The organism is Nonomuraea sp. NPDC050202 (genome assembly GCF_040656115.1).
Lineage (GTDB): Bacteria > Actinomycetota > Actinomycetes > Streptosporangiales > Streptosporangiaceae > Nonomuraea.
Window position 1 is genome coordinate 366,682 of the sequence record NZ_JBFALF010000001.1, and the last position, 24,562, is coordinate 391,243.

Annotated in this window: 26 protein-coding genes and 1 riboswitch; of the genes, 16 read left to right on the top strand and 10 right to left on the bottom strand. The window is 73.3% G+C overall.

The window, feature by feature from the left end; translation table 11 throughout:
- Positions 1-265 precede the first annotated feature (265 nt).
- A complete protein-coding gene (locus AB0I79_RS01895) occupies positions 266-1,105 on the bottom strand; it encodes a deoxyribonuclease IV (protein WP_357865872.1) in 840 nt (279 codons plus the stop codon).
- 163 nt (positions 1,106-1,268) lie between these two features.
- On the opposite strand from AB0I79_RS01895, the gene uraD reads away from it, so the two are divergent.
- The 7 genes from uraD to AB0I79_RS01930 all read left to right on the top strand — a co-directional run bounded on the left by uraD (position 1,269) and on the right by AB0I79_RS01930 (position 5,952).
- Positions 1,269-1,760, top strand: a complete 492-nt coding sequence (gene uraD, locus AB0I79_RS01900; RefSeq protein WP_357865874.1) for a 2-oxo-4-hydroxy-4-carboxy-5-ureidoimidazoline decarboxylase — start codon at positions 1,269-1,271, stop codon at positions 1,758-1,760.
- The gene (gene uraH, locus AB0I79_RS01905; RefSeq protein ID WP_357865876.1) at positions 1,757-2,056 is read left to right on the top strand and encodes a hydroxyisourate hydrolase; all 300 of its coding nucleotides are present in this window, start codon (positions 1,757-1,759) and stop codon (positions 2,054-2,056) included. Before uraD ends, uraH begins: the two co-directional genes overlap by 4 nt.
- A complete protein-coding gene (pucL, locus tag AB0I79_RS01910; protein ID WP_357865878.1) occupies positions 2,057-2,920 on the top strand; it encodes a factor-independent urate hydroxylase in 864 nt (287 codons plus the stop codon).
- A gap of 5 nt (positions 2,921-2,925) precedes the next feature.
- Positions 2,926-3,786, top strand: a complete 861-nt coding sequence (locus tag AB0I79_RS01915; protein WP_357865880.1) for an FAD binding domain-containing protein — start codon at positions 2,926-2,928, stop codon at positions 3,784-3,786.
- 34 nt (positions 3,787-3,820) lie between these two features.
- The gene (locus AB0I79_RS01920) at positions 3,821-4,291 is read left to right on the top strand and encodes a (2Fe-2S)-binding protein (RefSeq protein ID WP_357865881.1); all 471 of its coding nucleotides are present in this window, start codon (positions 3,821-3,823) and stop codon (positions 4,289-4,291) included.
- Positions 4,288-5,661 (top strand): 8-oxoguanine deaminase, encoded by a 1,374-nt coding sequence (locus tag AB0I79_RS01925; protein ID WP_357865883.1) that lies wholly within the window; start codon positions 4,288-4,290, stop codon positions 5,659-5,661. Before AB0I79_RS01920 ends, AB0I79_RS01925 begins: the two co-directional genes overlap by 4 nt.
- A gap of 78 nt (positions 5,662-5,739) precedes the next feature.
- Positions 5,740-5,952 carry an EF-hand domain-containing protein gene (locus tag AB0I79_RS01930; RefSeq protein WP_253746971.1) on the top strand — a complete coding sequence of 71 codons (213 nt, stop codon included), beginning with the start codon at positions 5,740-5,742 and terminating at the stop codon, positions 5,950-5,952.
- A 70-nt stretch (positions 5,953-6,022) separates the two neighbouring features.
- Here the strand turns inward: AB0I79_RS01930 and AB0I79_RS01935 are convergent, their stop codons facing one another.
- Complete coding sequence (locus AB0I79_RS01935) at positions 6,023-7,171, bottom strand: winged helix DNA-binding domain-containing protein (protein ID WP_357865884.1); 1,149 nt, start codon at positions 7,169-7,171, stop codon at positions 6,023-6,025.
- 216 nt (positions 7,172-7,387) lie between these two features.
- On the opposite strand from AB0I79_RS01935, the gene AB0I79_RS01940 reads away from it, so the two are divergent.
- From AB0I79_RS01940 to alc, 3 genes are read left to right on the top strand one after another with little or no spacing between them, the layout of a single operon-like run.
- Positions 7,388-8,545: a glycerate kinase gene (locus AB0I79_RS01940; protein WP_357865886.1), complete on the top strand. Its 1,158-nt coding sequence runs from the start codon at positions 7,388-7,390 to the stop codon at positions 8,543-8,545.
- Positions 8,542-9,864: an allantoinase AllB gene (gene allB / locus AB0I79_RS01945; RefSeq protein ID WP_357865888.1), complete on the top strand. Its 1,323-nt coding sequence runs from the start codon at positions 8,542-8,544 to the stop codon at positions 9,862-9,864. Before AB0I79_RS01940 ends, allB begins: the two co-directional genes overlap by 4 nt.
- Positions 9,865-10,809, top strand: coding sequence for an allantoicase (gene alc, locus AB0I79_RS01950; protein WP_357865889.1), 945 nt, complete (start codon positions 9,865-9,867; stop codon positions 10,807-10,809). It abuts the gene before it with no gap.
- 92 nt (positions 10,810-10,901) lie between these two features.
- On the opposite strand, the gene pknB is transcribed toward alc, so the two are convergent.
- The 4 genes from pknB to AB0I79_RS01970 form a co-directional block, all read right to left on the bottom strand.
- Positions 10,902-12,827, bottom strand: coding sequence for a Stk1 family PASTA domain-containing Ser/Thr kinase (gene pknB / locus AB0I79_RS01955; RefSeq protein ID WP_357865891.1), 1,926 nt, complete (start codon positions 12,825-12,827; stop codon positions 10,902-10,904).
- A gap of 241 nt (positions 12,828-13,068) precedes the next feature.
- Entirely contained in the window at positions 13,069-13,776 is a 708-nt protein-coding gene (locus tag AB0I79_RS01960; protein ID WP_357867039.1) for a thiazole synthase, read from the bottom strand.
- A 40-nt stretch (positions 13,777-13,816) separates the two neighbouring features.
- A complete protein-coding gene (gene thiS / locus AB0I79_RS01965; protein WP_357865892.1) occupies positions 13,817-14,017 on the bottom strand; it encodes a sulfur carrier protein ThiS in 201 nt (66 codons plus the stop codon).
- Positions 14,014-15,471 (bottom strand): FAD-dependent oxidoreductase, encoded by a 1,458-nt coding sequence (locus AB0I79_RS01970; protein WP_357865894.1) that lies wholly within the window; start codon positions 15,469-15,471, stop codon positions 14,014-14,016. The genes thiS and AB0I79_RS01970 overlap by 4 nt, the downstream gene beginning before the upstream one ends.
- Positions 15,461-15,577: riboswitch (TPP riboswitch) on the bottom strand. (Overlaps the previous gene by 11 nt.)
- A gap of 58 nt (positions 15,578-15,635) precedes the next feature.
- Between AB0I79_RS01970 and AB0I79_RS01975 the strand changes: the two genes are divergently transcribed.
- Genes AB0I79_RS01975 through thiE form a run of 3 tightly spaced genes read left to right on the top strand, consistent with a single transcriptional unit; the run spans position 15,636 to position 17,820 of the window.
- The gene (locus AB0I79_RS01975) at positions 15,636-16,799 is read left to right on the top strand and encodes an FAD-dependent oxidoreductase (protein ID WP_357865895.1); all 1,164 of its coding nucleotides are present in this window, start codon (positions 15,636-15,638) and stop codon (positions 16,797-16,799) included.
- Between the two features lie 30 nt (positions 16,800-16,829).
- The gene (locus tag AB0I79_RS01980) at positions 16,830-17,204 is read left to right on the top strand and encodes an Rv2175c family DNA-binding protein (protein WP_225273880.1); all 375 of its coding nucleotides are present in this window, start codon (positions 16,830-16,832) and stop codon (positions 17,202-17,204) included.
- On the top strand, positions 17,182-17,820 hold the full coding sequence (gene thiE / locus AB0I79_RS01985; RefSeq protein ID WP_357865896.1) for a thiamine phosphate synthase: 639 nt from the start codon (positions 17,182-17,184) through the stop codon (positions 17,818-17,820). Before AB0I79_RS01980 ends, thiE begins: the two co-directional genes overlap by 23 nt.
- Before the next feature lie 236 nt (positions 17,821-18,056).
- On the opposite strand, the gene AB0I79_RS01990 is transcribed toward thiE, so the two are convergent.
- On the bottom strand, positions 18,057-19,124 hold the full coding sequence (locus tag AB0I79_RS01990; RefSeq protein WP_357865897.1) for a polyprenyl synthetase family protein: 1,068 nt from the start codon (positions 19,122-19,124) through the stop codon (positions 18,057-18,059).
- Positions 19,125-19,216: 92 nt separating this feature from the next.
- Here AB0I79_RS01990 and metF point away from each other — a divergent pair, with 92 nt between their 5' ends.
- A complete protein-coding gene (metF, locus tag AB0I79_RS01995) occupies positions 19,217-20,137 on the top strand; it encodes a methylenetetrahydrofolate reductase [NAD(P)H] (RefSeq protein ID WP_357865899.1) in 921 nt (306 codons plus the stop codon).
- 147 nt (positions 20,138-20,284) lie between these two features.
- Here metF and AB0I79_RS02000 read toward each other — a convergent pair whose 3' ends face one another.
- On the bottom strand, positions 20,285-20,857 hold the full coding sequence (locus AB0I79_RS02000; protein ID WP_357865900.1) for a GNAT family N-acetyltransferase: 573 nt from the start codon (positions 20,855-20,857) through the stop codon (positions 20,285-20,287).
- A 10-nt stretch (positions 20,858-20,867) separates the two neighbouring features.
- Positions 20,868-21,344, bottom strand: a complete 477-nt coding sequence (locus AB0I79_RS02005; RefSeq protein ID WP_357865902.1) for a YbaK/EbsC family protein — start codon at positions 21,342-21,344, stop codon at positions 20,868-20,870.
- Positions 21,345-21,436: 92 nt separating this feature from the next.
- On the opposite strand from AB0I79_RS02005, the gene AB0I79_RS02010 reads away from it, so the two are divergent.
- Both AB0I79_RS02010 and AB0I79_RS02015 read left to right on the top strand, forming a co-directional pair.
- Positions 21,437-22,255, top strand: coding sequence for a L,D-transpeptidase family protein (locus AB0I79_RS02010; RefSeq protein ID WP_357865904.1), 819 nt, complete (start codon positions 21,437-21,439; stop codon positions 22,253-22,255).
- A gap of 87 nt (positions 22,256-22,342) precedes the next feature.
- Positions 22,343-24,157 (top strand): hypothetical protein, encoded by a 1,815-nt coding sequence (locus AB0I79_RS02015; RefSeq protein ID WP_357865906.1) that lies wholly within the window; start codon positions 22,343-22,345, stop codon positions 24,155-24,157.
- On the opposite strand, the gene AB0I79_RS02020 is transcribed toward AB0I79_RS02015, so the two are convergent.
- Entirely contained in the window at positions 24,154-24,555 is a 402-nt protein-coding gene (locus AB0I79_RS02020; RefSeq protein ID WP_357865907.1) for a helix-turn-helix domain-containing protein, read from the bottom strand. The genes AB0I79_RS02015 and AB0I79_RS02020 overlap by 4 nt on opposite strands.
- Positions 24,556-24,562: the final 7 nt, after the last annotated feature.

The window sequence follows — 24,562 nt, forward strand, 5'->3', positions numbered from 1 at the left end:
GGTCCGGTGCGCGGGGTTCACCGGCGACGCGCAGGTCGCCGCGGCTGTCGGGCCCCTTACCGGGGGGTGGGGCCCGCCATGCCGAACGTGAAGGGGCGCCCGCTGAGGCCGCTGCCGGCGGCCCCGCGATCCGGCCTTCGGGGGCGGTCGGATCGCGTGAGCGGGTGCCCCTATCACGGTTGTCGCTCCGGTGGGGGATTTATCCCCGGCGCATCGGCGCCCCCGGGCTCCCGGTGGTCACCGCCCGCTCGCGGGCTTGTTCCGCTCAGCCGTCCCTGAGCTTCTTCAGCAGCGCGATGTCCTCGGCGTTCTTGGGGGCCTTGCCCGGCGTCTCGATGCAGATCGGCACGCCGGCCACCGCCGGGTGCCGCATCATGTCGGCGAACGGCTGGGCGCCGATGTGCCCCGCCCCGATGTTCTCGTGGCGGTCCTTCTTGGCGCCGCACACGTCCTTGGAGTCGTTGGCGTGGATCAGCTTGAGCCGCCCCGGCACGATCGCGTGCAGCGCGTCGAACGTCTCCCGCACCCCGCCCTCGGCGGCCAGGTCGTGACCGGCGGCGAAGGCGTGGCAGGTGTCGAGGCAGACGCAGGCCCGCGGATGCCAGTCGAGGGCGGCCAGGTAGGGCTCGAGGTCCTGGACGGTGGCGCACAGCATGGCGCCCTGGCCGGCCATCGGCTCCAGCAGCAGGTCGGGCCCGCCCTCGGGGATCTCGTCGAGCAGCGGCAGCAGGTTGTCGTGCAACTGCCGCAGCGCGTCGTCACGCGACTGCGTCACCGCCGAGCCGGTGTGCACCACGACCCCCTGGGCGCCGGTCTCCACCCCCCGGCGCAGCGCGTGGCGTACGACCGCGATGGAGTTGGCCAGCGTCTCCGGGCTGGGCGAGCCGAAGTTGACCAGGTAGGGCACGTGGATGAAGGCCACCACCCCCGACTCGGCCAGCTTGGCGTCCTCGTCGGGCTTGCCGTCGTTGAGCGCCCAGCCGCGCGGGTTGGTGACGAAGACCTGGATCATCTCGGCGCCGATCTCGGCCATGTACTTGAGGCCGCCCGTCGCCAGGCCGCCCGTCACGGACACGTGTCCGCCGATCAGGGAAGTTGGGGTCATGATGGCTCTCAGTGTAGGCGCAGCCCCTGACCGTTTCCGTCGCGGCGACACGCGCCCACCGGCCGTGATTGGAGCATGACACGAAAAGTGTCCGGCATCCGGACCGCGAGTTGGGAGTTCTGGCGGATGGACCGGGCACGAAGCGCGTGTGTGTACTTCTGACATGCTCACCGACTTCAACGCCCGGTCCCCGGCCGAGGCCGAGGCGGACCTGCTGGCCTGCTGCGCCTCCCGCGCGTTCGCCGGGAAGGTGGCCGCGCTGCGGCCGTACGCCGATCCGGAGCGGCTGCTCGACGTCGCCGGGGCGGCGGTGCTGGAGCTGGCCTGGGACGACGTCCTGGAGGCGCTGAGCGCCCATCCCAGGATCGGGGAGCGCCCTGGCGGGGGCGGCAGGGAGGCGTCGTGGTCCCGGCAGGAGCAGTCGGGCGTGGAGGACGGGCTGCGCGCGGCGCTCGCCGAGGGCAACCGGGCCTACGAGGAGCGGTTCGGGCACGTCTACCTCGTCTGCGCGACCGGGCTCACCGGCGCCGAGATGCTGGCCCGGCTGCGCGAGCGGCTGGGCAACGACGAGGAGCGCGAGCGCGCGGTCGTCCGGGCCGAGCTGGCCGCGATCACCCGGCTGCGGCTGCGCAGGCTCGTGGGGGAGGGGCGATGAGCTTCTCCACCCACGTGCTCGACGCGGTCACCGGCCTGCCCGCCGCCGGCCTGCGCGTACGCCTGGAGCACGACGGCGAGGTCGTGGCCGAGGGCCGCACCGACGACGACGGCCGCATCAAGGGCTGGAACCCGGGCGCCGGCGTGCACCGGGTCGTCTTCGACACCGGGGGATACCTGGAGGACACCTTCTACCCGGAGGTCGTCGTCACCTTCGTGATCTCCGACCCCGACCGGCATCACCACGTGCCGCTGCTGCTCAGCCCGTACGCCTACTCCACCTACCGAGGGAGCTGAATGATCGTCAAGCTCGGCGCCAACCGCTACGGCAAGGCGGAGACCAGGCTCGTCCACGTGCTCAGGGACGGCCCCGTGCACCACGTCAAGGACGTCAACGTCAGCACCTCCCTGTCGGGCGACATGGAGGCCGCGCACCTGACCGGCGACAACTCGGCCGTCCTGCCGACCGACACGCAGAAGAACACCGTGTACGCCTTCGCCAGGCGGTACGGCGTCGGCCAGATCGAGGAGTTCGCCCTCCGCCTGGCCAGGCACTTCGTCGCCGCGCAACCCACGATCCGGCACGCCAGGGTGACGATCGAGGAGTACGGCTGGAACCGCGCGGGCCCGCACTCGTTCGTGCGCGACGGCGGCGAGGTGCGCACGTGCGTGGTCCACCACGACGAGGACGGCCGCACCACCGTGCTGTCCGGCCTGCGGGACCTGGTGGTGCTGAACTCGACGGGCTCGGAGTTCCACGGCTACATCACCGACGAGTACACCACGCTCCAGCCGACGACCGACCGCATCCTGGCCACCGCCGTCAACGCCCGGTGGCGGCACGCCGCGCCTGAGGCCTCCTCCTACGCCAAGTCGTACGAGGAGGTCAGGCGGTGCCTGATCGACGCGTTCGCCGGCACCCACAGCCTCTCCCTCCAGCAGACCCTGTACGCCATGGGCGAGCGCGCCCTGACCACCTGCCCCGAGATCTGCGAGGTCAGGCTGTCCATGCCGAACAAGCACCACTTCGCCGTGGACCTGTCGCCGTTCGGCCTGGACAACGACAACGAGGTCTTCCACGCCGCCGACCGGCCGTACGGGCTCATCGAGGGCGGCGTGCTGCGCGACGACGCCCCCGACGCCGGATTCGCCTGGGAGTAGGGAAGATGGACTTTCTGCGACCCACGACGTGGGAGGAGGCGCTGGCCGCCAAGGCGGACCAGCCGGAGTCGGTGCCCATCCAGGGCGGCACCGACGTGATGGTGGAGATCAACTTCGACGTGCGCAGGCCGCCCGCGCTGCTCGACCTCAACCAGGTGGCCGAGCTGCGTGACTGGTCGATGACCGGCGGCCTGTGCCGGGTGGGGGCCGGGGTGCCGTACGCGGCGGTCGTCGACGAGCTCGGCGGCCCGCTGCCGGGGCTCGCGCAGGCCTCGCGCACGGTCGGCTCGCCGCAGATCCGCAACCGCGGCACCGTCGGCGGGAACCTGGGCGCGGCCTCGCCCGCCGGCGACAGCCATCCGCCGCTGCTGGCCGCCGGGGCGGTGGTCGAGGTGGAGTCGCGCGACCGGGGCGTCAGGATGATCCCGGCCACGGAGTTCTACCGCGGGGTCAAGCGCAGCACGCTGGAGCCGGACGAGCTGATCAGGGCCGTGCACGTGCCCCCCGCCACGGGGCCGCAGTACTTCTCCAAGGTCGGCACGCGCAACGCCATGGTGATCGCGGTGTGCTCGTTCGCGATCGCGCTGCACCCGCGCGAGCGGCGGGTCGGCACCGGCCTCGGCTCGGCCGCGCCCACCCCGCGCCGCGCCCTGGAGGCCGAGGAGCTGCTGGCCGCGGAGCTCGACTGGGAAGCGCCGCTCGCCCCCGCGCTGGTCAAGCGGTTCGGCGAGCTGTGCGCGCGGGCCGCCGCGCCGATCGACGACGTGCGCGGCACCGCCGCCTACCGCGTGCACGCCATCGGTGTGCTGGCCCGCCGCACGCTCACCTGGGCCTGGAACGACCACCTGGAGAAGAGGGCCGCCTGATGCCGGCACGTCATGTGGGGAGGAGGGCCGCCTGATGCGCGTGAACTTCACCGTCAACGGCCGCGAGGAGAGCGCCGACGGCGTCTGGGAGGGCGAGAGCCTGCTGTACGTGCTGCGCGAGCGCCTGGGCCTGCCCGGCTCCAAGAACGCCTGCGAGCAGGGCGAGTGCGGCTCCTGCACGGTCTACCTGGACGGCGTGCCGGTCTGCGCCTGCCTGGTCGCCGCCGGGCAGGTGGAGGGGCGGCGGGTGCGCACCGTCGAGGGGCTCGCCGACGGCGACCGGCTCGACCCGGTGCAGGAGGCGTTCGTGGAGTGCGGGGCCGTGCAGTGCGGCTTCTGCACGCCCGGGCTGATCGTGCAGGCGCACGACCTGCTCGGACGCTGCCCACGCCCGTCGGACGCCGAGATCAGGGAGGCGCTGGCGGGCAACCTGTGCCGGTGCACCGGCTACGAGAAGATCCTCGACGCGGTACGCCTGGCCGCTTCCCGCAAGGAGGCCCGATGATCATCGAGAACGTCCACGTGGCCCCCGTCGTCGGCCCCGAGTACGAATCCGGATATATCCGCATCGATGGTGACCTGATCGCCGAAGTGGCGGCGGGCCCGGCCCCCGAGGCCCCGGGCGTCACCCGGATCGACGGCACCGGCTGCCTGGCCACCCCCGGCCTGGTCAACACCCACCACCACCTCTACCAGTGGGCCTCGCAGGGGCTGGCCCAGGACGCCACGCTGTTCGAATGGCTGGTGGCGCTCTACCAGGTGTGGGCCGCCATGGACGCCGACGTGGTCGAGGGCGCGGCCACCGCCGGGCTGAGCTGGCTGGCACTGTCGGGCTGCACCACCACCAGCGACCACCACTACATCTTCCCCAAGGGCAGGGGCGACCTGCTGGCCGCCGAGATCGAGGCCGCCCGCGCCGTCGGGCTGCGCTTCCACCCGGCGCGCGGCTCCATGGACCGGGGACAGTCCAAGGGCGGCCTGCCGCCGGACGTGGTGGTCGAGGAGCTGGACGACATCCTGAGCGCCACCGCCGAGGCCGTGGACGCCTACCACGACCCGTCGTTCTCCTCCATGCTGCGCGTGGCGGTCGCGCCGTGCTCGCCGTTCTCGGCCAGCGCCGAGCTGATGACCGAGTCGGCCGCCCTGGCCAGGGAGAAGGGCGTACGGCTGCACACGCACCTCGCCGAGACCGTCGACGAGGACGAGCACTGCCGCGAGCAGTTCGGGCTGCGCCCCGTCGACTACATGCTGAAGCTGGGCTGGCTCGGCCCGGACGTGTGGTTGGCGCACGCCGTGCACCTCAGCGACGCCGACATCGGCAAGCTGGCCGCCACCGGCACCGGCACCGCGCACTGCCCCTCCTCCAACGGGCGGCTCGGGGCGGGCATCGCCCGGGTGTCGGAGATGCTCAGACGCGGCGCGAACGTGGGCCTCGGCGTGGACGGCAGCGCCTCCTCCGAGCTGACGCCGCTGGCCGGGGAGATGCGGCAGGCCCTGCTGTTCCAGCGCGCCAGGTACGGGCCGCGCGCCCTCACCGCCCGGCAGGCCCTGGAGCTGGCCACCCTGGGCGGCGCCCGCAACCTCGGGCGTCATCACGAGCTCGGCTCGCTGGAGCCCGGCAAGCTGGCCGACATCGCCCTGTGGCGGGTGGACGGCCCCTACACGGCCGCCGTCGCCGACCCGGTCTGCGCGCTCGTCTTCGGGCCCGTGCCGCCGCTGGCCAGGGTGCTGGTCGGCGGGCGCACGGTGGTGGCCGACGGCGAGCTGCGCACGCTTCCCCAGGACGAGGCGGGACGCGCGGGGGTGCGGGCGCGGCGGCGGCTGGCGCGGCTGGCGGAGGAACGCGGCTTCACCGCCGCCGAGCAGATCCACTAGGCCGCCGACGGCCACGTCACCTCGGTAGGCGGGCCCACTAGGGTGGGAATGTCCGAAACGAGTAGGAAAGGCGGTCCCGTGTCGGCGGAACTCCCAGACGAGCGCCTGGCGGAGCTCAAGATTGCGTTCGCCTCGATCGACACCGACGGCGACGGCTACATCAGCGAGGCCGAGCTGAAGCGGCACTTCCCCGACCTCCCGGCGGAGGCGCTCGGCGCGATGAGCCAGGAGGCCGACTCCGATCAGGACGGCCGCTACTCCTTCGAGGAGTTCGTCCGCACGGTCTCGTAGGTTCTACGGATCCGCACGGTCTCCTAGGTCGTACGGATCCGCACGGTCTCGTACGGATCCGCACGGTCTCCTACGGGGACGACAGCGCGCGTTCCAGCGGGGTGCGGAAGCGGGGAGTCACCCTGACCTCGCCGAGCCAGGCGGCCAGCACGGCCGCCTCGGCCTCGATCGCGGCCACGGCCTCCCCGCCCACGTCCTCCAGCAGCCGCCAGACGATCTCGCCGTCCGGCCGCTGTGCCCAGCCGCCCACGACCCGGCCGTCCCACCACACCGTCGGCCCCACGTTGCCGTTGCGGTCGAACAGCTCGGCCCGGTGCTCCCGCGGCAGGTACCAGTCGCGCGCCTGCCAGCCCATCGGCGTCGGGTCGAGCGCGGGCAGCAGCGCCGCCCACGGCTCGGGCGCGGCGACCTCCTCCTCGTCGCCCGGCAGCACGTGACCGGTGCCCTCGTCCAGCTCCACGGTCACCGCGCCGACGGCCGCCAGCGCCCGGCGCACGTCCTTGAGCGACCAGCCGGTCCACCACTTCAGGTCGGCCTCCGTGCCGGGCCCGAACGCCGCCAGCCACCGGCTCACCAGCTCCGCCTGCGCCTGGTGCACGGTCAGCTCGGCCATCTCCGGCGCCAGTGCCCAGTAGTGGGTGCCGTTGACCCAGGTGCCGGCCGAGCGGGCCCGCCGTACCAGCAGGCCGTCCATCGCCATCAGGGGCAGCAGCCGCGAGCCGATGCTCACCACGCCCTCGTACGGCTTGCCCACGGCCACCCTGACCTGCTCGCGCAGCCGCGGCTCCAGCCTGCCCAGCTCGACAGCCGTCGCCTCGCCCGAGGCCAGCAGCCGCAGCACGGACGCCTCCACGTCCTTCAGGCGCGCCTCGTCCCAGCCGCCCTCGCCGAACGTCCGCAGCACCGACGCGCGCTCCTTGCGGGCGATGGCCAGCGCCGAGGAGTGGTGCACGACCGGCACCAGCTCCGCCGGCACCACGAACACCGTGCGCCGCATGCCGGTCATCCGCACCAGCGTGCGGTCGGCGTACAGGGCCCGCTCGACGGGCTCGGGGCCCGGCGCGGTCAGGCGCGCGCCCGCCGACAGGAACACCGTCGCCGGGTCCGTGCCGTGCAGCGCCACCACGGCCGCCGCCGCCTCCTCCGGGCCGGCCGCCTTGCCGGCCAGCCGGTGCCGGGCTCCGAGCCGCGCTCGCCGCTGCGCCTGAGAAATCCGCACAAACGCCCCCTTTTTTCCTGCGGCGAGCCTAGCCGGAGGACCGCCCGTCTGGAGACGCCGGTCGACGGACCCGTGGCAACCACGGCCCGGTCTTCGGCCACCTGCGGTCTGCCCCCGCCGAGCGCGGGATGTGATGATGAGTCACGCCTTCCTGCCCGCTCGCACCGGGCAGGAAGGCGTGTCTGGACATTGTTCATCATCAGGTGGGAGTTCGTAGTGGTTCAGCATGTTCTGGTCGCCCCGGACAAGTTCAAGGGGTCGCTGACCGCCGCCGAGGTGGCCGCCCGGGTGTCGGCCGGGCTGGGTGTGCCCACGGTGGAGCTCCCGGTCGCCGACGGCGGCGACGGCACCGTGGACGCCGCCGTGGCCTGCGGCTTCGACCGGATCACGATCGAGGTGACCGGGCCGACCGGCGAGCGTGTCCCCGCCTCGTACGCCTGGCAGCCCGCCGGCACCGCCGTGGTCGAGCTGGCGGAGGCGTCCGGCCTGCGCCGCCTGCCCGGCGACCGCGAGCCCCTGACCGCCACCAGCTACGGCACCGGAGAGCTGATCGCCGACGCCGTGCGCCGCGGCGCCAAGCGCGTGGTGCTCGGGCTGGGCGGCAGCGCCTGCACCGACGGGGGAGCGGGCATGGCCCAGGCGCTCGGCGCCCGCCTGCTCGACGCCGGCGGCGACGACCTGCCCAGGGGCGGGGCGGCGCTGAAGGAGCTGGCCCGCATCGACCTGTCGGGCTTCCTGAACGTCTCAGGCGTGGAGTTCGTGGTGGCCAGCGACGTGGACAACCCGCTGCTCGGCCCGCACGGCGCCGCCGCCGTCTACGGCCCCCAGAAGGGCGCCACGCCCGACGACGTGAAGACGCTGGAGGCGGCGCTGGCCCGCCTGGCCGCCGTCGCGACGGCCACGCACGGGCTGATGGGCGCGGTGGAGCACGACGACGTGGTGCGCGCCATGGGCGTGGCGGGGGCGCCGGGGGCGGGCGCGGCCGGCGGGGTCGGGTTCGCGGCGCTGGCGTTCCTGCACGCCGAGATCAGGCCCGGCATCGACTACCTGCTCGACCTGCTCGGGTTCGGCGAGCTGGTCGAGGGCGCCCGCCTGGTGATCACCGGCGAGGGGTCGCTGGACGAGCAGTCGCTGCGCGGCAAGGCCCCCGTCGGGGTGGCGCAGGCCGCGGCCAGGGCGGGCGTGCCCGTGGTGGCCGTCTGCGGGCGCCGCACGCTCACCGACGCCGAGCTGAAGGCGGCGGGCATCGAGGCCGCCTACGCCCTGACCGACCTGGAGCCCGACCCGGCCCGCTGCATGGCGGAGGCCGGCCCCCTGCTCGAACGCCTCGCCACCCGGCTCGCCGCCGACCGTCACCTGGAGGGCAATGGATGACCCCGTCCGGTACGCCGTTCGATCTCGTCGTCAGATCCCGCAGGACCGTCACGCCCGAGGGGGAGCGGGCCGCCGCGGTCGCCGTACGGGGTGAGCGGATCGCCGCCCTGCACGACTACGCCACGCCCCTGCCCGCGGCCGAGGAGGTGGACCTGCGCGACCTGGCGCTGCTGCCCGGCCTGGTCGACACGCACGTCCACGTCAACGAGCCCGGCCGCACCCACTGGGAGGGCTTCGCCAGCGCGACCAGGGCCGCGGCGGCCGGAGGTGTCACCACGATCGTCGACATGCCGCTCAACTCCCTGCCGCCCACCGTCTCCTGCGAGGCGCTGGACGCCAAGCTGCGGGCCGCCGAGGGGCAGTGCCACGTGGACGTCGGGTTCTGGGGCGGGGCCGTGCCGGGGAACGTCAAGGAGCTCGCGGCGCTGCACGGGCGCGGGGTCTACGGGTTCAAGTGCTTCATGTCGCCGTCGGGCGTGGAGGAGTTCCCGCCGCTCGGCCCCGCCGAGTTGCGGGCCGCGCTGGAGGAGGTCGCCGGATTCGGCGGGATGGTGATCGTGCACGCCGAGGATCCCGAGCTGCTGGCCGAACCCCGCGGGCCGGGCTACCGGGAGTTCCTGGCCTCGCGGCCGGGCGCCGCTGAACGCAGCGCCGTCGCCCGGGTCGTGCGGCTGGCGGAGGAGACCGGGTGCCGGGTGCACATCCTGCACGTCTCCAGCGCCGAGTGCCTGGAGGTGCTGGAGGCGGCCCAGGCCCGCGGCGTGCCGGTCTCCGCCGAGACGTGCCCCCACTACCTGACGCTGGCGGCCGAGCAGGTGCCCGAGGGGGAGACCGCGTACAAGTGCTGCCCGCCGATCCGCTCGCGGGCCAACCGCGACCTGCTGTGGGACGGGCTGGCGCGGGGCGTGCTGAGCTGCGTCGTGTCCGATCACTCGCCCTCGACGGCCGAGCTCAAGGTGCCCGACTTCGCCGCCGCGTGGGGCGGCATCGCCTCGCTCCAGCTCGGGCTGACGGCGGTCTGGACGGAGGCCGCGCGCCGCGGGCACGGGCTGGGGGACGTGGTCCGCTGGATGTCGGCCAACCCGGCCGCCCTGGCGGCCATTCCCGGGAAAGGCGGGATCAAGGCCGGGAACGATGCCGATCTCGTGGCCTTCGACCCCGCCGCCGACACCCTCGTCGACGCCGCCCGCCTGCACCACAAGAACCCCGTCACCCCCTACCACGGCCGCACCCTCAAGGGCGCCGTCCTGACCACCTGGCTGCGCGGGCGGCCGGTGGACGGCCGGCCGCACGGACGACTGCTCCTGGAAAGGCGATAGATGAGCTCCTTCACCACGCTGCCCGACCTGGCCCTGCGCACCTTCGGCGGCTCGGTGGTGGCCGCCAGCGACGAGTCGTTCGCCGAGAAGGAGAGCCTGATCAGGCCCGGCAGGCCCGGCTTCCGGCCGGAGACGTTCGGCAACAAGGGGCAGGTGTACGACGGCTGGGAGACCCGGCGCAGGCGCGCGCCCGGGCACGACTGGGCCCTGGTGCGGCTGGGGATGCCGGGCGTGATCCGCGGGGTGGTGATCGACACGTCCTGGTTCAAGGGCAACTATCCCACCCACGCCTCCGTGGAGGCCGCGTCCGTCGGCGGGCATCCGTCACCGGCCGAGGTGCTGGCGGCGCCGTGGACGGAGATCGTGCCGCTGTCGAAGCTCGGAGGGGACGCCGAGCACGCCTTCGAGGTGCTCGACGAGGGCCGGTACACCCACGTACGGCTCACCATCCACCCCGACGGGGGCGTCGCCCGGCTGCGTGTGCACGGGGAGGCCCGCCCCGACCTGACCGTCCACGACGGGCTCGGGCTCGACCTGGCCGCGCTCGCCAACGGCGGGCTCGTCACCGCCTGCTCCGACGAGTTCTACTCCGCGCCCAACAACGTCATCGCGCCCGGCCTGGCCAGGCACCAGGCGGAAGGGTGGGAGACCGCCCGGCGGCGGGGCGGGGGCAACGACTGGCTCGTCATCCGGCTGGCCGGGCGCGGCGTCGTCAGGCTGGCCGAGATCGACACCACCAACCTGCTGTTCAACGCGCCCGCCGCGGTGGCGCTGACCGGGCTGGACGGGGAGCGCGAGGTCGAGCTCCTGCCCAGGACCCGCCTCCAGCCCGACACGCCGCACCGCTTCCGCCTGGAGCCCAGGGAGCCGGTCACGCACGTGCGCGTGGACATCTACCCGGACGGCGGGCTGGCCAGGGTCCGCCTGCACGGCCACCTGGCCTGACGCCCGACGGCCTGGAGCACCGCAGTCCCGCGCTCGGCGGCCGGGCGCTCGACCCGCGCGCGTGCCCGGCTCGCCGGGCACGCGCGCCGGGCTCACTGCCAGAGGTAGACGGTGCTGCCGGCCGGGCGCTCGCTGTTCGGGAGCGGCCGCTGGTACTGCACCACGCCGCCACCACCCAGCCGCTGCACCTGCACCCGGAAGCCCAGCGCCTCCAGCTCGGCCTTGGCGTCGTTGACGTTCTTGCCGATCACCCCGGGCACCAGGGCGAACTGGTCGCCGTCCCTGGCCTCGCCGTGCCTGCGGAAGAAGTCCCAGATGTCGGTCTGGCAGCGCGCCACCGTCACCATGACCGGTGCGCCCTTGTCCACCTCCGCCTTGGCCTTGGGCGCCTGGGCGATGACCGTGCACGGCTCCGCGTCGTCGTCGACCTCGTTGACCTGCACCTGGAAGCCCTGACGGCTGAGGAACTCGGCGGCCTGGTCCTTCGGCATCCCGCCCACGTCGGGCATGGTGAGCCCGGCGCTGACGTAGATGTTGACCTTGGCGCCTTCCTTGAGCCTCTCGCCCGACTGCGGCGAGGTGCGGATCACCCTGTCGCGCTCGACCTCCGGGTTGGCCAGGCGCTTGACGACGCCGACGGTCAGCCCGGCCCCCGCGATCTCGGCGCGGGCCTCGTTGGGGGTCTTGCCCTCGACGTTGGGCACCACGATGCGCTTGGGTCCGAGCGAGAGCACCAGCGTGATCGTGGAGCCCTTCTCCAGCTCGACGTCGGCCGCCGGGTCGGTGCTGAGGACCAGGCCCTCCGCCACCTTCTCGTCGTACCGCCCCTCGGCCTTGCGCATCAGCAGCCCGGCGCCCGCGAGGTTCTTCTCCGCCGCCGTGAGGTCCTTGCCGACCAGGTTCGGCACGATGACGTACTCGGGCTGGGAGAAGTACCACCCCGTGAGCCCGACCGCCACCACCATCACGGCGGCGAGCGTGACCAGGAACCAGTTGGGGCGGAACCCGCGCCGCCGCTCGGCCGCCTCGGCCCGCGGCTGGATCAGCGTGTGGGCGGGCGCCGGCTGCGGCATCGACGGCGCGCCGAACGGCATCGAGGCCGTGCCCGGGGGCGCGGCGAGCGGCTGGGAGTGCGACATGACCGGGCCGGTGCCCGGCGGGATGGTCGTGCGCGGCAGCATGCGGTGCGCGTCGACGGCGGCCACGAGCATCGCGGTCGCGTCGGCGGGCCGGTGCTCCGGCTCGCGGGCGGTCGCGCTCGCCACCAGCGTGTCGATCAGCGGCGGCACCTCCGGCACCAGCGACGACGGCGCCGGGACCGTGTCGTGGACGTGCCGGTAGGCCACCGACATCGGGGTCTCCCCGTCGTACGGCTGCTGCCCCGTCACCAGCTCGAACAGCATGATGCCCGCGGCGTAGACGTCGCTGCGCACGTCGGCGGCGCCGGTGATGACCTGCTCGGGCGCCATGTAGCCGACCGTGCCGATCATCACGCCGGTACGGGTCTGGTTGGTCGCCTCGATCGCCTTGGCCAGGCCGAAGTCGACGACCTTGACCCGGCCGTCGTCGGTCATCAGGACGTTCTCGGGCTTCACGTCACGGTGGACCATCCCGGCCTGGTGGGCGGCGCCGAGCGCGGCGAGCACCGGGATCATGATCTCGAGCGCCTCGCGGGCGGGCAGCCTGCCGCGCTCCCGCAGGATGTCGCGCAGGGTCCGGCCCGGGACGTACTCCATCGACAGGTAGACGACGTCGTTGTCGGTGCCCTGGTCGAAGACGTGCACCACGTTGGGGTGCGAGAGGCTGGCAACCGATTTGGCCTCGCCGATGAACCTTCTGACGAACGCCGGGTCCTCGGCGAGCGAGCGGTGCATGACCTTCAGCGCCACCGTCCGGTCGAGCCGGATGTCCAGCGCGAGGTAGACGGTCGCCATACCGCCCCGGGCGATCCGGCTCTCGATGCGGTAGCGCCCATCGAGGAGCCGCCCGACCAGGGGGTCCGCAGTCGTCGTATCCACCCCGCTGAGTTTACGGGCGTTTTGCCACCGGCATGGCCTCGGCGCCCGAAACCGATGCGGAGACGTTCCCGTCCGAACGCCTCCGCCCCGGCCTCACGGCCCCAGCGGCCCCTGAGGCCACGGCCGCATCGGTGGTGCTCCCGGCTTCACGGCGCCGCGGGGTGCGACGCCTCGGGCTTAACAGCGTCGCAGGTGCGATGCCTCGGGCCTCACAGCGTCGCGCGTGCGATGCCTCGGGGCCTTACGGCGTCATCGGGGACGACGCCTCGGCGTAGCGGCGGCGCGGGATGCGGCCCGCCTGCCGCGCCAGCCGACCGGCCACCACGGCCGCCTTCATCGCCGACGCCATGAGGTCGGGCCGCTGCGCCCTGGTGACGGCCGTGGCCAGCAGCACGGCGTCGCAGCCCAGCTCCATCGCCAGCGCGGCGTCGCTGGCCGTGCCGATGCCGGCGTCGAGGATCACCGGCACGGAGGCGGCCTCCACGATGAGCTCGATGTTGTGCGGGTTGCGGATGCCCAGGCCCGAGCCGATCGGCGCGCCCAGGGGCATCACGGCCGCGCAGCCGGCCTGCTCCAGCCGCCGCGCCAGCGCCGGGTCGTCGCCGATGTACGGCAGCACCACGAACCCGTCGGCCACCAGCCGCTCGGCCGCGTCGAACGTCTCGATCGGGTCGGGCAGCAGCGTGCGCTCGTCGGCGATCACCTCGAGCTTGACCCAGTTGGTGCCCAGGGCGTCCCTGGCCAGCCGGGCCGTCAGCACGGCCTCGCCCGCGGTGAAGCAGCCCGCCGTGTTGGGCAGCACCTTGATGTCGCGCTCGCGCAGCACGTCCAGCACGGAGCCGCGGGCGCCGGGATCGAGCCTGCGCATCGCCACCGTGGTCAGCTCGGTGCCGGACGCCACCAGCGCCTGGTCGAGCACCTCCAGCGAGGGCGCGCCGCCTGTCCCCATGATGAGCCGGGAGGAGAACTTCTCCCCGGCTATGATCAGATCATCCACCTTGCACCGCCGTCAGAACCTCCACGCGGTCACGGTCGCGCAGCGCCGTCGTCTCCCAGGCGCCGCGCGTGACCACCTCGTCGTTCACGGCCACGGCCACTCCGGTGGTGGCCGAGGTCAGCGTATGTACGGCCTGCGCCACAGTCGTGCCGTCGGCCACCTCGTGGGTGGAGCCGTTGATGACAACAATCATGAAATTTCCCGAAATCTCCCCGGCGCGCACAGCGCCGCCAGTTCGCTCTCCTCGCCCAGCAGGATCGCGGTCGTGAGCGGGGCGAGCAGCACGCCGCCCCGGTGGTGCCCGGTCGCGTACGCCAGCCCCGGCGTCCCGCCCGGGCCGATCAGCGGCAGGTTGTCCGGCGTCCCCGGACGCAGCCCCGCCACCACGTCGGCGACCTCCAGCTCGGTGACGCCCGGCACCAGCTCCCTGGCGTCCCGCAGCAGCTCGTAGAGCCCGCCGGCCGTCACCCTGGTGTCGAACCCCATCTCCTCCTGCGTGGCCCCGACCACGAGCTCGCCGTCGCCCCGGGGGACCAGGTAGACGGACGAGCCGTGCACGGTGCCGCGTACGCACCGGCTGAGCAGCGGCTGCGGCGAGCGCAGCCGCATGATCTGCCCCTTGACCGGCCGCACCGGCACCTCGGCCAGCTCGGCACTCCACGCCCCCGCCGCCAGCACGACCCGCTCGCCCCGCACCTCGGGGGGACAGGCGTCCCGATGGGTGGCGTCCCGCCCGGTGGTTGCCCGCCAGGTGGTCTCCCGGCCGGTGGCGTCGCGGCGGGTTGGGCCCCGCCGGGTGGCGTCCGGGTCGGTCATGTCCGGGCCGGTCGTGTTCGGGCCGGTGGTGTACGGGTGGGCCGGGAGGTCTTGGCGGCCCGGGCCGTCCTCGGAGCCCGGGGGAGCGAGGCGGACCCCCACGACCCGGCCGCCCTCGTACAGGAGCTCGGTCGCCCGGGCCCGCACCAGAGGGACGTCCAGCCGTTCCAGCGCGGCCAGCAGGGCCGCCGTCACGCGGCGCGGGTCCACCCACGCGTCGCCGGGCGCCAGCAGGCCGCCGCGGACGGAGGGGGCCAGCATGGGCTCCAGGCGGCGGCACTCGCGCCCGGTGAGCCGCTCGACCGGCAGCCCCAGCTTCTCCATGTACGCGGCCAGCTCGTCCAGTGCCGCCATGTCGTCGGCCCCGAACGCCACGTCCAGCGTCCCGTCCGCCCGCAGGTCCAGCCCGCGCACCTCGGGGAACCGCAGCCCGTCGCCCGATCCCGGCCCGCCGCCGGATCTCGTGCCGGCACCCGATCCCGGCGCTGAGCCTGGTCCCGCCGCTGAGTCTCGTCCCGGCATCGCGCCCGATCCCGGCACTGCGCCTGGTCCCGGTCGGGCGCCTGGTCCCGGCCCGGTGTCCCCGGCCAGGCCGGCGTCGGCGGCCAGCTCGGCGGCGAAGGCGGGCCAGCGGCGCAGCGAGGCCACCCCCAGCCGCAGCAGTGGCGCCTCGGTGTAGGTCACCTCGCTGACCGGGGCCAGCATCCCCGCCGCCGCGTACGAGGCCCCCCTGCCGGGGGCCGGGTCGACCACGGTGACGGGCCGCCCCGCGCGTGCCATCCGCCAGGCCACGGAGAGCCCGACGACCCCGCCACCCACGATCACATCCACTTGCGCTCCCTTCGCCGGCATGATCCGGATCAGGTGTCTTGCGGTCGAAGGCCCGGCAAAGCCTTCCTCTCAGCCCGGTTACGGCCGGACTCCCGCGCGTCTTACCCGAACAGCCTACGGCCTCGGTGCGACGTCCGAGCACGCCCCCCGTTATGGTCATCACCGTGAACCATGTCGTGGTGGTGGGAGCGGGCCTGGCCGGAGTGCGTACGGTGGAGGCCCTGCGCGGGCGCGGCTTCACCGGCCGGATCACGCTGATCGGGCAGGAGCGGCATCGGCCCTACGACCGCCCGCCGCTGTCCAAGGCGGTGCTGAAGGGCGAGGCCGACAGCAGCTTCGTCGACACCGACCTCGACGGGCTCGGCGTCGAATTCTGGCCGGGCGTCGGCGCCAAGTCGCTGCGCGCGGGCGTCGTGGAGACCACCGAGGGCGAGGTCGCCTACGACGGCCTGGTCATCGCCACCGGTGCCGACCCGATCCGGCTGCCCGGCGACGGCCCCCAGCACGTCCTGCGCACCATCGACGACGCCCACGAGCTGCGCGCCATGCTCGTCCCTGGCGCCCGGGTCGCGATCATCGGCGCCGGCTGGATCGGCGCCGAGGTCGCCACCGCGGCCCGCCGCGCCGGTTGCGCGGTGACGGTCGTCGAGTCCGCCCCCGCTCCGCTCTCGACCGCCGTCGGCGCCGAGCTCGGGGGGCGCACGCTGCCCTGGTACGACGGCATCGACCTGCGGCTGCGCACCATGGTCGACTCCGTGGACGAGGGCGGCGTGCGGCTGGTGGGCGGCGAGTTCGTCGAGGCCCACGTGGTGGTCACCGGCATCGGCGTGCGCCCGGCCGTCGAATGGCTCGCCGACGCCGACATCGACCTGCACAACGGCGTCGTCACCGACGAGCACCTGCGCACGTCGCTGCCCGGCGTCGTCGCGGTCGGCGACTGCGCCGCCTGGTGGTCGCGCCGCTGGGGGACCAGGCTGCGGGTGGAGCACTGGGACACCGCGCTCAACGCCCCCGAGGTCGCCGCCGCGACGCTCCTGGGGGAGGAGGCGGTGTACGACCCGGTGCCGTACTTCTGGTCGGAGCAGTTCGGTCACATGCTCCAGTACGCCGGCCACCATCCCGCGGGTGACCGGCTCGTCTATCGCGGCGAACCCGAGGGCAAGTGGTCGGCCGTGTGGCTCGCCGGCGACGGCACTCTGGCCGCTGTGCTGGCCGTGGACCGGCCCCGCGACCTCGTACAGGGGCGCCGGCTCATCGACGCGGGCGCGCGCCTCGACGCGGAACGCCTGGTAGATCCACAAGTACCCCTACGGGATTGTGTTGTTTGAGCAAGCACGGCATGTGGTAGTTGTGGTTTCGTGACGCTTTCTGTTGCACAGATCGACCGGGAGACCGACCAGCTCGTTGACGAGTGGCTCACGCTCCCCGAAGTGGCCTCGCGCCTGGATCTCCCGATCGGGCGGGCCAAGCAACTCCTCCGGGACCACAAGCTCCTCGGCGTGCGCCGGGGCAGCGGCGGGCCGCAGGTGCCCGCGGTGTTCCTCGATGGAAAGGACGTGATGAAGGGCCTGCCCGGCACACTGACCGTGTTGCAGGACGCCGGCTACGACGATGTCGAGTCGCTGCGCTGGCTCTTCACCCCAGACGAGTCCCTGCCAGGGTCGCCCATCGAGGCGATCAAGGCCGGCCGTCACACAGAGGTCAAGCGGCGTGCCCAAGCCCTCGCTTTCTGAGGCCCGCCTCTATCTCTGCACAGACGGCCGCCGCGACCGCGGCGATCTGGCAGAGTTCCTCGATTCGGTGCTGGCCGGGGGCGTGGACATCATCCAGCTGCGGGAGAAGGGCCTGGAGGCCGGCGAAGAACTCGCGCTCCTCGAAGTCTTCCGCGACGCCTGCGACCGGCACGGCAAGCTGCTGGCCGTCAACGACCGGGCGGACATCGCCTACGCCGCCCGGCCCGACGTGCTCCATCTGGGGCAGGACGACCTTCCTGTGACGGTCGCGCGAGAGATACTCGGCGACGACATCGTCATCGGAAGGTCCACCCACTCCGCCGCCGAGGCTTCCGCCGCGGCTGTGGAGGAGGGCGTCGACTACTTCTGCTGCGGTCCCGTCTGGCCCACCCCGACCAAGCCGGGCCGCCCGGCTCCCGGCCCGTCACTGCTGCGGCACGCGGCGGCGCTGGAGACCTCGCGGCCGTGGTTCGGGATCGGCGGCATCGACCTCGGCAACCTGGACGAGGTGATGTCGTACGGGGTGCGGCGCGTGGTGGTGGTACGGGCGATCACCGATGCCGACGACCCTGGGGCGGCGGCGGCGGAGTTCGCCAAGCGGCTGTCGGCCGGCTGAGCACCGGGGCGCCCGCTCTCGCCGCGGGCGCCTCCAACCTGCGCGGCCCCGCACCTCATGAGTCGCGGTGCCCGCGAGACTCGCGGTGCGCAGGTGACCGGTGAAGCCTTCGTGACTGGCGAGGCCAGCGTGACAGGTGAGGCATGCGTGACGTGAGGCCCGCGTGACCTGTATGGCCCGCGAGCTGCGTCAGCGTGACATGCGGTGCTCGCGGGCAGCGGCGGGCGCGTGGCGGGTCAGGTCTTGCGGGAGGTGGCGGCGATGGCGAGCTCGGTGAGCGCCGCCCGGGACTCCGGGGTGACCGGGGCCGTATCGAGGGCCGCCAGCGCCTGGCCGAGGTAGTCGCCGATCAGGTCCTCGCACTCCTGCAGCGCCCCCGTGCCGTCGATGATCTCCCGCAGCGTGGCGACCCCGGCCTCGTCCAGCTCGGGATCCCCGAGCAGCTGCCGCACGGTCTCGGCGTCCGAGGGCGAGGCGGCGGCCAGCGTGCGGGCCACGAGCATCGTGCGCTTGCCCTCCCGCAGATCGTCCCCCGCGGGCTTGCCCGTCTGCGCCGGGTCGCCGAACACCCCGAGAATGTCGTCACGGAGCTGGAAGGCGATCCCGACCCGCCGCCCGTACCCGGTGCACAGCTCGTCCATCCACGGCGCGAGCTCGCGGCCGGCGAGCGTGAGGCCGAGCCTGAGCGGCTGCTCCACGGAGTACTTGCCGCTCTTGAACAGCGCCACCCGCAGCGCCGACTCGAACGTGTTCTCGCCGTTGGCCTGCTCCAGCAGGTCGAGGTACTGCCCGCACATCAGCTCGCTGCGCATGTGGTCGTGGACGGGCTGGGCCGCCTCCAGGGACTCGCGCGGCAGCCCGCTGGCCCGCCACATCTCGCCCGACCAGATCAGCAGCAGGTTGCCGAGCAGGATCGCCGCGCCCTCGCCGAACTGCTCGGCCGAGCCGTACCAGCCGGACTTCTCGTGCATCGCCTGGAAGCGGCGGTGCGCGGACGGCATGCCGCGGCGCAGGTCGCTCTTGTCCATCACGTCGTCGTGCACGAGGGCGCTGGCCTGGAGCAGCTCCAGCGAGGCCGCGGCGGTGAAGATGCCGGGCACGTCGGTGCCGCCGGCGCCGCGCCAGCCCCAGTAGCAGAACGCCGGGCGCAGCCGCTTGCCGCCGGACAGCAGCTCGTCGGCTGCCGTGCGCAGCGGAGCGAACTCGGAGTCGTCGGCGGAGGGCAGCTTCCGCTCGACGAACTCGGCGAGGGCACGCTCCACCTGGGCGCGCAGGGTCTCCATGCCGGCGGCGTCAGTGGTCATGCCCCTGAGACTAGTGGCCCCGGGGACAGGTCCGGATCTCCAGGTAGCTCCTGTCACCCGCCGGTTCGAGGATGTGACTGTAACCTTGCCTCATGGCGCTTGGTCGACCCTCCATCCGGCCCGATCGTGTTCCCACCGTCCGCGAGATGCTCGCCTCCGGTGGCCGGTCGTTCTCGTTCGAGTTCTTCCCCCCGAAGACCGACGAGGGCGAGCGGCAGCTGTGGCGGGCGATCAGGGAGCTGGAGTCGTTGCGGCCGACCTTCGTGTCGGTGACGTACGGCGCCGGCGGCTCCACCCGCGACCGCACGGTCGACATCGTCGAGCGGATCGCCCACGACACCACGCTCACCCCTGTGGCGCACTTCACCGCGGTCAACCACTCGATCCGCGAGCTGCGTCACCTCGTGGGGCGCTTCGCCGACGCCGGGGTGCGCAACATCCTGGCCGTCCGCGGCGACCCGCCCGGCGACCCCATGGGCGAGTGGGTGCAGCACCCCGACGGCGTGCTCTACGCCGAGGAGCTGGTGCGGCTGATCCGGCAGGCGGGCGACTTCTGCGTCGGCGTGGCCGCCTTCCCGTACAAGCACCCGCGCTCGCCGTCCATCGAGTCCGACACCGATTACTTCGTCCGCAAGTGCCGGGCGGGGGCCGACTACGCGATCACCCAGATGTTCTTCCAGGCCGACGACTACCTGCGGCTGCGCGACCGGGTGGTGGCCCAGGGCTGTGACACGCCGATCATCCCGTGCATCATGCCGGTCACGCAGATGAGCACGATCGCCAGGTCGGAGCAGCTTTCCGGGGCGCCGTTCCCGCCCGACGTGGCGACCAGGTTCGAGGCCGTCAAGGACGATCCGGCCGCGGTGCGGCGGCTGGGCATCGAGCACGGGGCCGAGCTGTGCCAGCGGCTGCTCGACGAGGGCGCGCCGGGGATCCACTTCATCACGTTCAACCGGTCGAGCGCGTCCCGCGAGGTGTTCCAGCGGCTGGAGCCGCTGCCCGCCTCCGCGTGAGCGGATGCCCGCCACCCGCCCGCAGGGGGACCGGGCGGGTGACGGGCAGGGGAAGGACGGACAGCGGGTAAAGGGTCGGCTACTTTCTGTCATTGATCGTGCCCGGTGTCATGGCACGGCAAACCCACAGGTCACAGCTTTACCAGCTCAGGTCAAGGGGAGCGGGCGGCCCGCGATCGCGTACTCCTCCGAGCCGCCGGGGAAGAGGAACCTCGTCAGCAGGTCGCTGAAGCCCATGCTGGCGTAGAGGTGGCGGGCGGCCGTGGGCTGGTCGTGGGTGGACAGCACGGCCGAGCGCTCGCGGCGGCCGGCGCACAGCGTCGTGATCATGGCGCGGCCGATGCCCTTGCCCTGGTAGTCGGGGTGCACGTGGATCTCGGCCAGCTCGAACGCGTGCCCCATCCAGGCGTTCGCCGCCTCCTCGCCCAGCCGGTCGGTCAGGCCCCGGAGGACGACGTCGTGCCACCATTGCCCGGGCGCGCCCCGGAACCCGTACGCGAAGCCGACGGTTCGGGGTTCCGGGGCAGGCATATCTGGGGATGAATCACGCAATTCCGCGAAATAGCACTGAAAATGGGGATATGTCGCGTGATTTCGCATGATGGTCTTGCGGCCGGTGATCTGCTCCTCCGGCGGGTTCATGGCCGCCGTGTAAATGTCGATCACCGTCTCCAGCCGCTCGGTGAACTCTGCCGGCCCCGCCCCGCGAAACTCGATCACTCGTCGCACACTACTCGACGTCCACCGGCGTGCCCCCGGTGATCCGCACGAGCTCGTCGAACGTCGTCGGGAACACGGTGTGCGGATGCCCGCCCGCGGCCCACACCACCTCGTGCTTGCCCAGCCAGTTGTCCACCAGGGTGCGCACGGGCGCGGGGTGCCCGACCGGGGCCACGCCGCCGATGGGCTGCCCGGTGGCCTGCCTGACGAACTCCGGCGTCGCCCGGCGTACCCGCTGGACCCCCGCCGTACGGGCGATCAGGTCGACGTCCACCCGGTGCGCGCCGCTGGTCAGCACGAGCAGTGGCGCGCCGTCGGCGTCGAAGATCAGGCTGTTGGCGATCGCGCCCACCTCGCAGCCGAGCTGCGCCGCCGCGGTCGCGGCCGTGGGCGCCTTCTCGGGCAGGACCACGATCTCGCCGCCGGCCCCGAGCGCGCGCAGGGCGGACTCCACGACGACGGCGTTCGCAGGCAACTTCTCAGACATGGAGACACTCTAAACAGGTTGACGCCTCTATTACCCATTCCTGGTAAGTGGTGTAGGGTCCCCTGATCCGTCCTTTAGGAGAGGTGGTACGGGTGCAGGTTCGACGGCTGCCCGGGGTGGCTGCTCTTCTGACGGCCGGTGCGGTCGTCGTCTCCGGTTGCGGCACGCAGCCCGTGGAACGGCGGGCCGAGACGTCCCTGCCCGCGTCCCCTCCGGCGGCCGCCGCCCAGCAGGGCCCGTCCGCCGTCTCTCCCGAGCCCGTCACCGCGCCGCGCAAGACGCTCAGGCTCGGCGCCAAGGGCAAGGCCGTCACCTGGATGCAGAAGCGGCTGGTCGAGCTCGGGTACCGTCCCGGCAAGGCCGACGGCCAGTACGGCGGCACCACGCTGGCCGCCGTCTGGGCGTTCCAGAAGGTCAACGGCATCAAGCCGACCAGCACGATCGCCAGGCGCACGTGGGAGGCGCTGGAGACGCCGCGGACGCCGAAGGTCCTGGCCCCGAACGGCAAGGCGACCCGCGCCGAGGTCAACCTCAGCAAGCAGGTCATGGTCCTGTACGTGCGCGGCGAGGTGAAGCTGATCACCCACATCTCCTCCGGCAGCGGCGTCCCGTACTGCGAGACCACCACCTGGCAGGGCAAGGAGCAGCGCTTCTGCGGCTCGGCCCGCACGCCGACGGGCAACTACCGCACGACCTGGCGGGCGAGCGGCTGGCACAAGTCGTACCTGGGCGAGCTGTACAACCCGATCTTCTTCAACGGCGGCATCGCCTTCCACGGCGCGCTGTCGGTGCCGCTCTACCCGGCCTCGCACGGGTGCGTGCGCATGCCCATGAACGTGGCGGAGGAGCTGCCCAGGCTGCTGGGCAAGGGCGTCCCGGTGCACGTCAGGGGCGCGTACAAGCGTGCCTGAGCCCGTATAACCCCCGCATAACCGAAATAGGTGACAGGCCGGTTATCCGTGGTCTGGTGAGCTTCCCCCGAACTTCTGGGGGATCTCATGACTACGGCTTTCATGCTGAGGACGCCCGCTCCGCCCGTACGCCGGAGCGGGGCGGATCCGCGGGTGCGGTGGCTGCTCGCCGCGGGGTGGGCCGCGCAGGTGGCGCTGCGGCTGTGGCTGAACCGCTATCACACGATGCCCGTGGCGAACCCGGACGAGACCGGCTACCTCCTGGCCGCCCGATGGCTGGCCGGCGGCGCGGGAGCCGATCTGTCGGGCTCGACCTTCTACCAGGCCGGGTACGCGCTGCTGCTCGTCCCGATCTTCTGGCTGACCGCCGACCCCGGGCTCGCGTACCGGCTGGCCGTCGGGGTGGGGGCGGTGGCGGCGGCGAGCGCGTTCCCGCTGGCGTACGTGCTGCTGCGGCGGCTGCGCGTGAGCAGGCGGGCGGCGCTGGTGCCGGCGTTCGCGGCGGGGATGTCGCCCTCGCTGGTGGTGTTCTCCGGGTACGCGCTGGCCGATGCGGTCCTGCCGGTGATCGTGCTGGGGTGGCTGGTCGCCCTGCACGACCTGGTCGCGGACGGGCCCGGGCGCCGGCGGGTCCTGGCCGGGATCGCGGCGGGCGGGCTGGCGGCGTACGCGATGGCGGTGCACCTGCGGGGGACCGTGATCGTGGCGGTGTGCCTGCTCGTGCTGGTCGCGATGTGGCGCAGGCTGCCGCGCGCCGCCCTGATCGCGACGCTGGTGAGCGCGGTCGAGGGCGCGGTGGCCGGCGACGCGCTCAACGGGGCGCTGCAGGCCGCGCTCTACCCCGGCGGGCCCCGTGACCTGTCAGGGCTGCTGCTGGAGCGTCTGACGAGCCTGGAGGGGCAGGCGTGGGCGCTGTCGGGGGCGGCCGGGCAGATCTGGTACCTCATCGCCGGCACGTGGGGCCTGGCGGGCGTGGGGCTGACGGGCGCGGTGGCCCTGCTGGCGCGGAGATCGGCGCCGCTCGTGCCGCGCGTCCTGGCAGGGGCGCTGCTGATGCTGACCCTGGGCATCGCGTACGCCTCCTCCGCCGCCCTGCCGGACGAGCACCGGGTCGGCAACTTCGCCTACGGCCGCTACCTGGCGTGCGTCGCGGTGGCGTGGACGCTGGCGGGCGTGCTCGTCCTGCTGCGCGCGAGGCGGCTGCCTGCTGGGGCAGCGCGTCCTACGCCGGACGGGGTCGGGCGGATGACGCTGGACGGGGTCGGGCGGTTTGCGCCGGGCGGGGTCGGGCGGTTCGCGGTGGGCGGGGTCGGGCGGTTCGCGGTGGTGCGGCACGTCGTGGCGGCCACCGGGCTGCCCGCCGTGGTGCGGCACGTGCTGGCGGCCGCCGGGCTGCTCGCCGTGACCGGCGGCGTGACCGCCTGGTACGCGGGGGACCGGCTCCACAGGCACGCCTTCATCGCCTTCGACTTCCCCGAAGTGATCTTCCTCACCCGGATCTCCGACTCGCTCGACCTGGTCGCCGCCTCCCTGTCCGCCCTGGCGCTGCTGGCCTGCCTGGCGGGCGCGGCCCTGGTCCGGCGGCCCGCGATGCTCGCCGCAGGCGTCCTGGGCCTGATCCAGGTGGCGTTCGTCGCCCACCTGGCGCCCGCCCCGCCCGCGCCCGGCCCCGACTGGCTGCCCGCGCCCTCACCGCCGGGCCGGGTGGCGGTGGAGGCAGGAGTGAAGTGGAACATCTGGGTCCCGCTGTCGTACCGCGTGTGGTGGACAGATATCGAGCGCTTCCGTGGCACGCCTCCCGAAGGCGTCTGCACCGCCGTCGTCCCGCAGGACGCCGCGCCGCCGGCGGGCTGGACCGCCACCGGCGCCCGGCACGGCTGGGCCACCTGGTCACGCTGCTAGCCCTCGCCGGGATGCCCGGCGTCCCAGCGGGCGCGGGCGTCCTCCATGGCGTCCTTGTGCTCGCGCGACCAGTCGGCCAGCCGCTGCACGGCCTCGGCGAGGCTGCGGCCCATCGGCGTCAGCCGGTACTCCACCTGCGGCGGGATCGTCGCGTACGCCGTGCGCTCGGCCAGCCCGTCCCGGCACAGCCGCCGCGTCGTCAGCGTCAGCATCCGCTGCGAGATGCCGGGCACCGCCCGGTGCAGCTCCCTGAACCGCCGCACCCCCTTGGCCAGCTCCACCATCACCAGCACCGTCCACTTGTCGCCGATGCGGTCGAGCACGTCCCTGATGCCGCAGTCGTCGTCCCCGCACGGCCCGGCGGCCTGGGGGGTTACCTCCGTGTGCGCGACTGACATGAGAGTG

Coding starts and splice junctions, on each gene's coding strand:
- AB0I79_RS01915 (WP_357865880.1), top strand. CDS start 2,926: ATGGACTTTCTGCGACCCACGACGTGGGAGGAGGCGCTGGCCGCCAAG.
- AB0I79_RS02015 (WP_357865906.1), top strand. CDS start 22,343: ATGACTACGGCTTTCATGCTGAGGACGCCCGCTCCGCCCGTACGCCGG.
- AB0I79_RS01895 (WP_357865872.1), bottom strand. CDS start 1,105: ATGACCCCAACTTCCCTGATCGGCGGACACGTGTCCGTGACGGGCGGC.
- AB0I79_RS01925 (WP_357865883.1), top strand. CDS start 4,288: ATGATCATCGAGAACGTCCACGTGGCCCCCGTCGTCGGCCCCGAGTAC.
- AB0I79_RS02005 (WP_357865902.1), bottom strand. CDS start 21,344: ATGTCTGAGAAGTTGCCTGCGAACGCCGTCGTCGTGGAGTCCGCCCTG.
- thiS (WP_357865892.1), bottom strand. CDS start 14,017: ATGATTGTTGTCATCAACGGCTCCACCCACGAGGTGGCCGACGGCACG.
- uraH (WP_357865876.1), top strand. CDS start 1,757: ATGAGCTTCTCCACCCACGTGCTCGACGCGGTCACCGGCCTGCCCGCC.
- AB0I79_RS01990 (WP_357865897.1), bottom strand. CDS start 19,124: ATGACCACTGACGCCGCCGGCATGGAGACCCTGCGCGCCCAGGTGGAG.
- allB (WP_357865888.1), top strand. CDS start 8,542: ATGACCCCGTCCGGTACGCCGTTCGATCTCGTCGTCAGATCCCGCAGG.
- pucL (WP_357865878.1), top strand. CDS start 2,057: ATGATCGTCAAGCTCGGCGCCAACCGCTACGGCAAGGCGGAGACCAGG.
- uraD (WP_357865874.1), top strand. CDS start 1,269: ATGCTCACCGACTTCAACGCCCGGTCCCCGGCCGAGGCCGAGGCGGAC.
- AB0I79_RS01960 (WP_357867039.1), bottom strand. CDS start 13,776: ATGGGGACAGGCGGCGCGCCCTCGCTGGAGGTGCTCGACCAGGCGCTG.
- AB0I79_RS01920 (WP_357865881.1), top strand. CDS start 3,821: ATGCGCGTGAACTTCACCGTCAACGGCCGCGAGGAGAGCGCCGACGGC.
- AB0I79_RS02020 (WP_357865907.1), bottom strand. CDS start 24,555: ATGTCAGTCGCGCACACGGAGGTAACCCCCCAGGCCGCCGGGCCGTGC.
- metF (WP_357865899.1), top strand. CDS start 19,217: ATGGCGCTTGGTCGACCCTCCATCCGGCCCGATCGTGTTCCCACCGTC.
- alc (WP_357865889.1), top strand. CDS start 9,865: ATGAGCTCCTTCACCACGCTGCCCGACCTGGCCCTGCGCACCTTCGGC.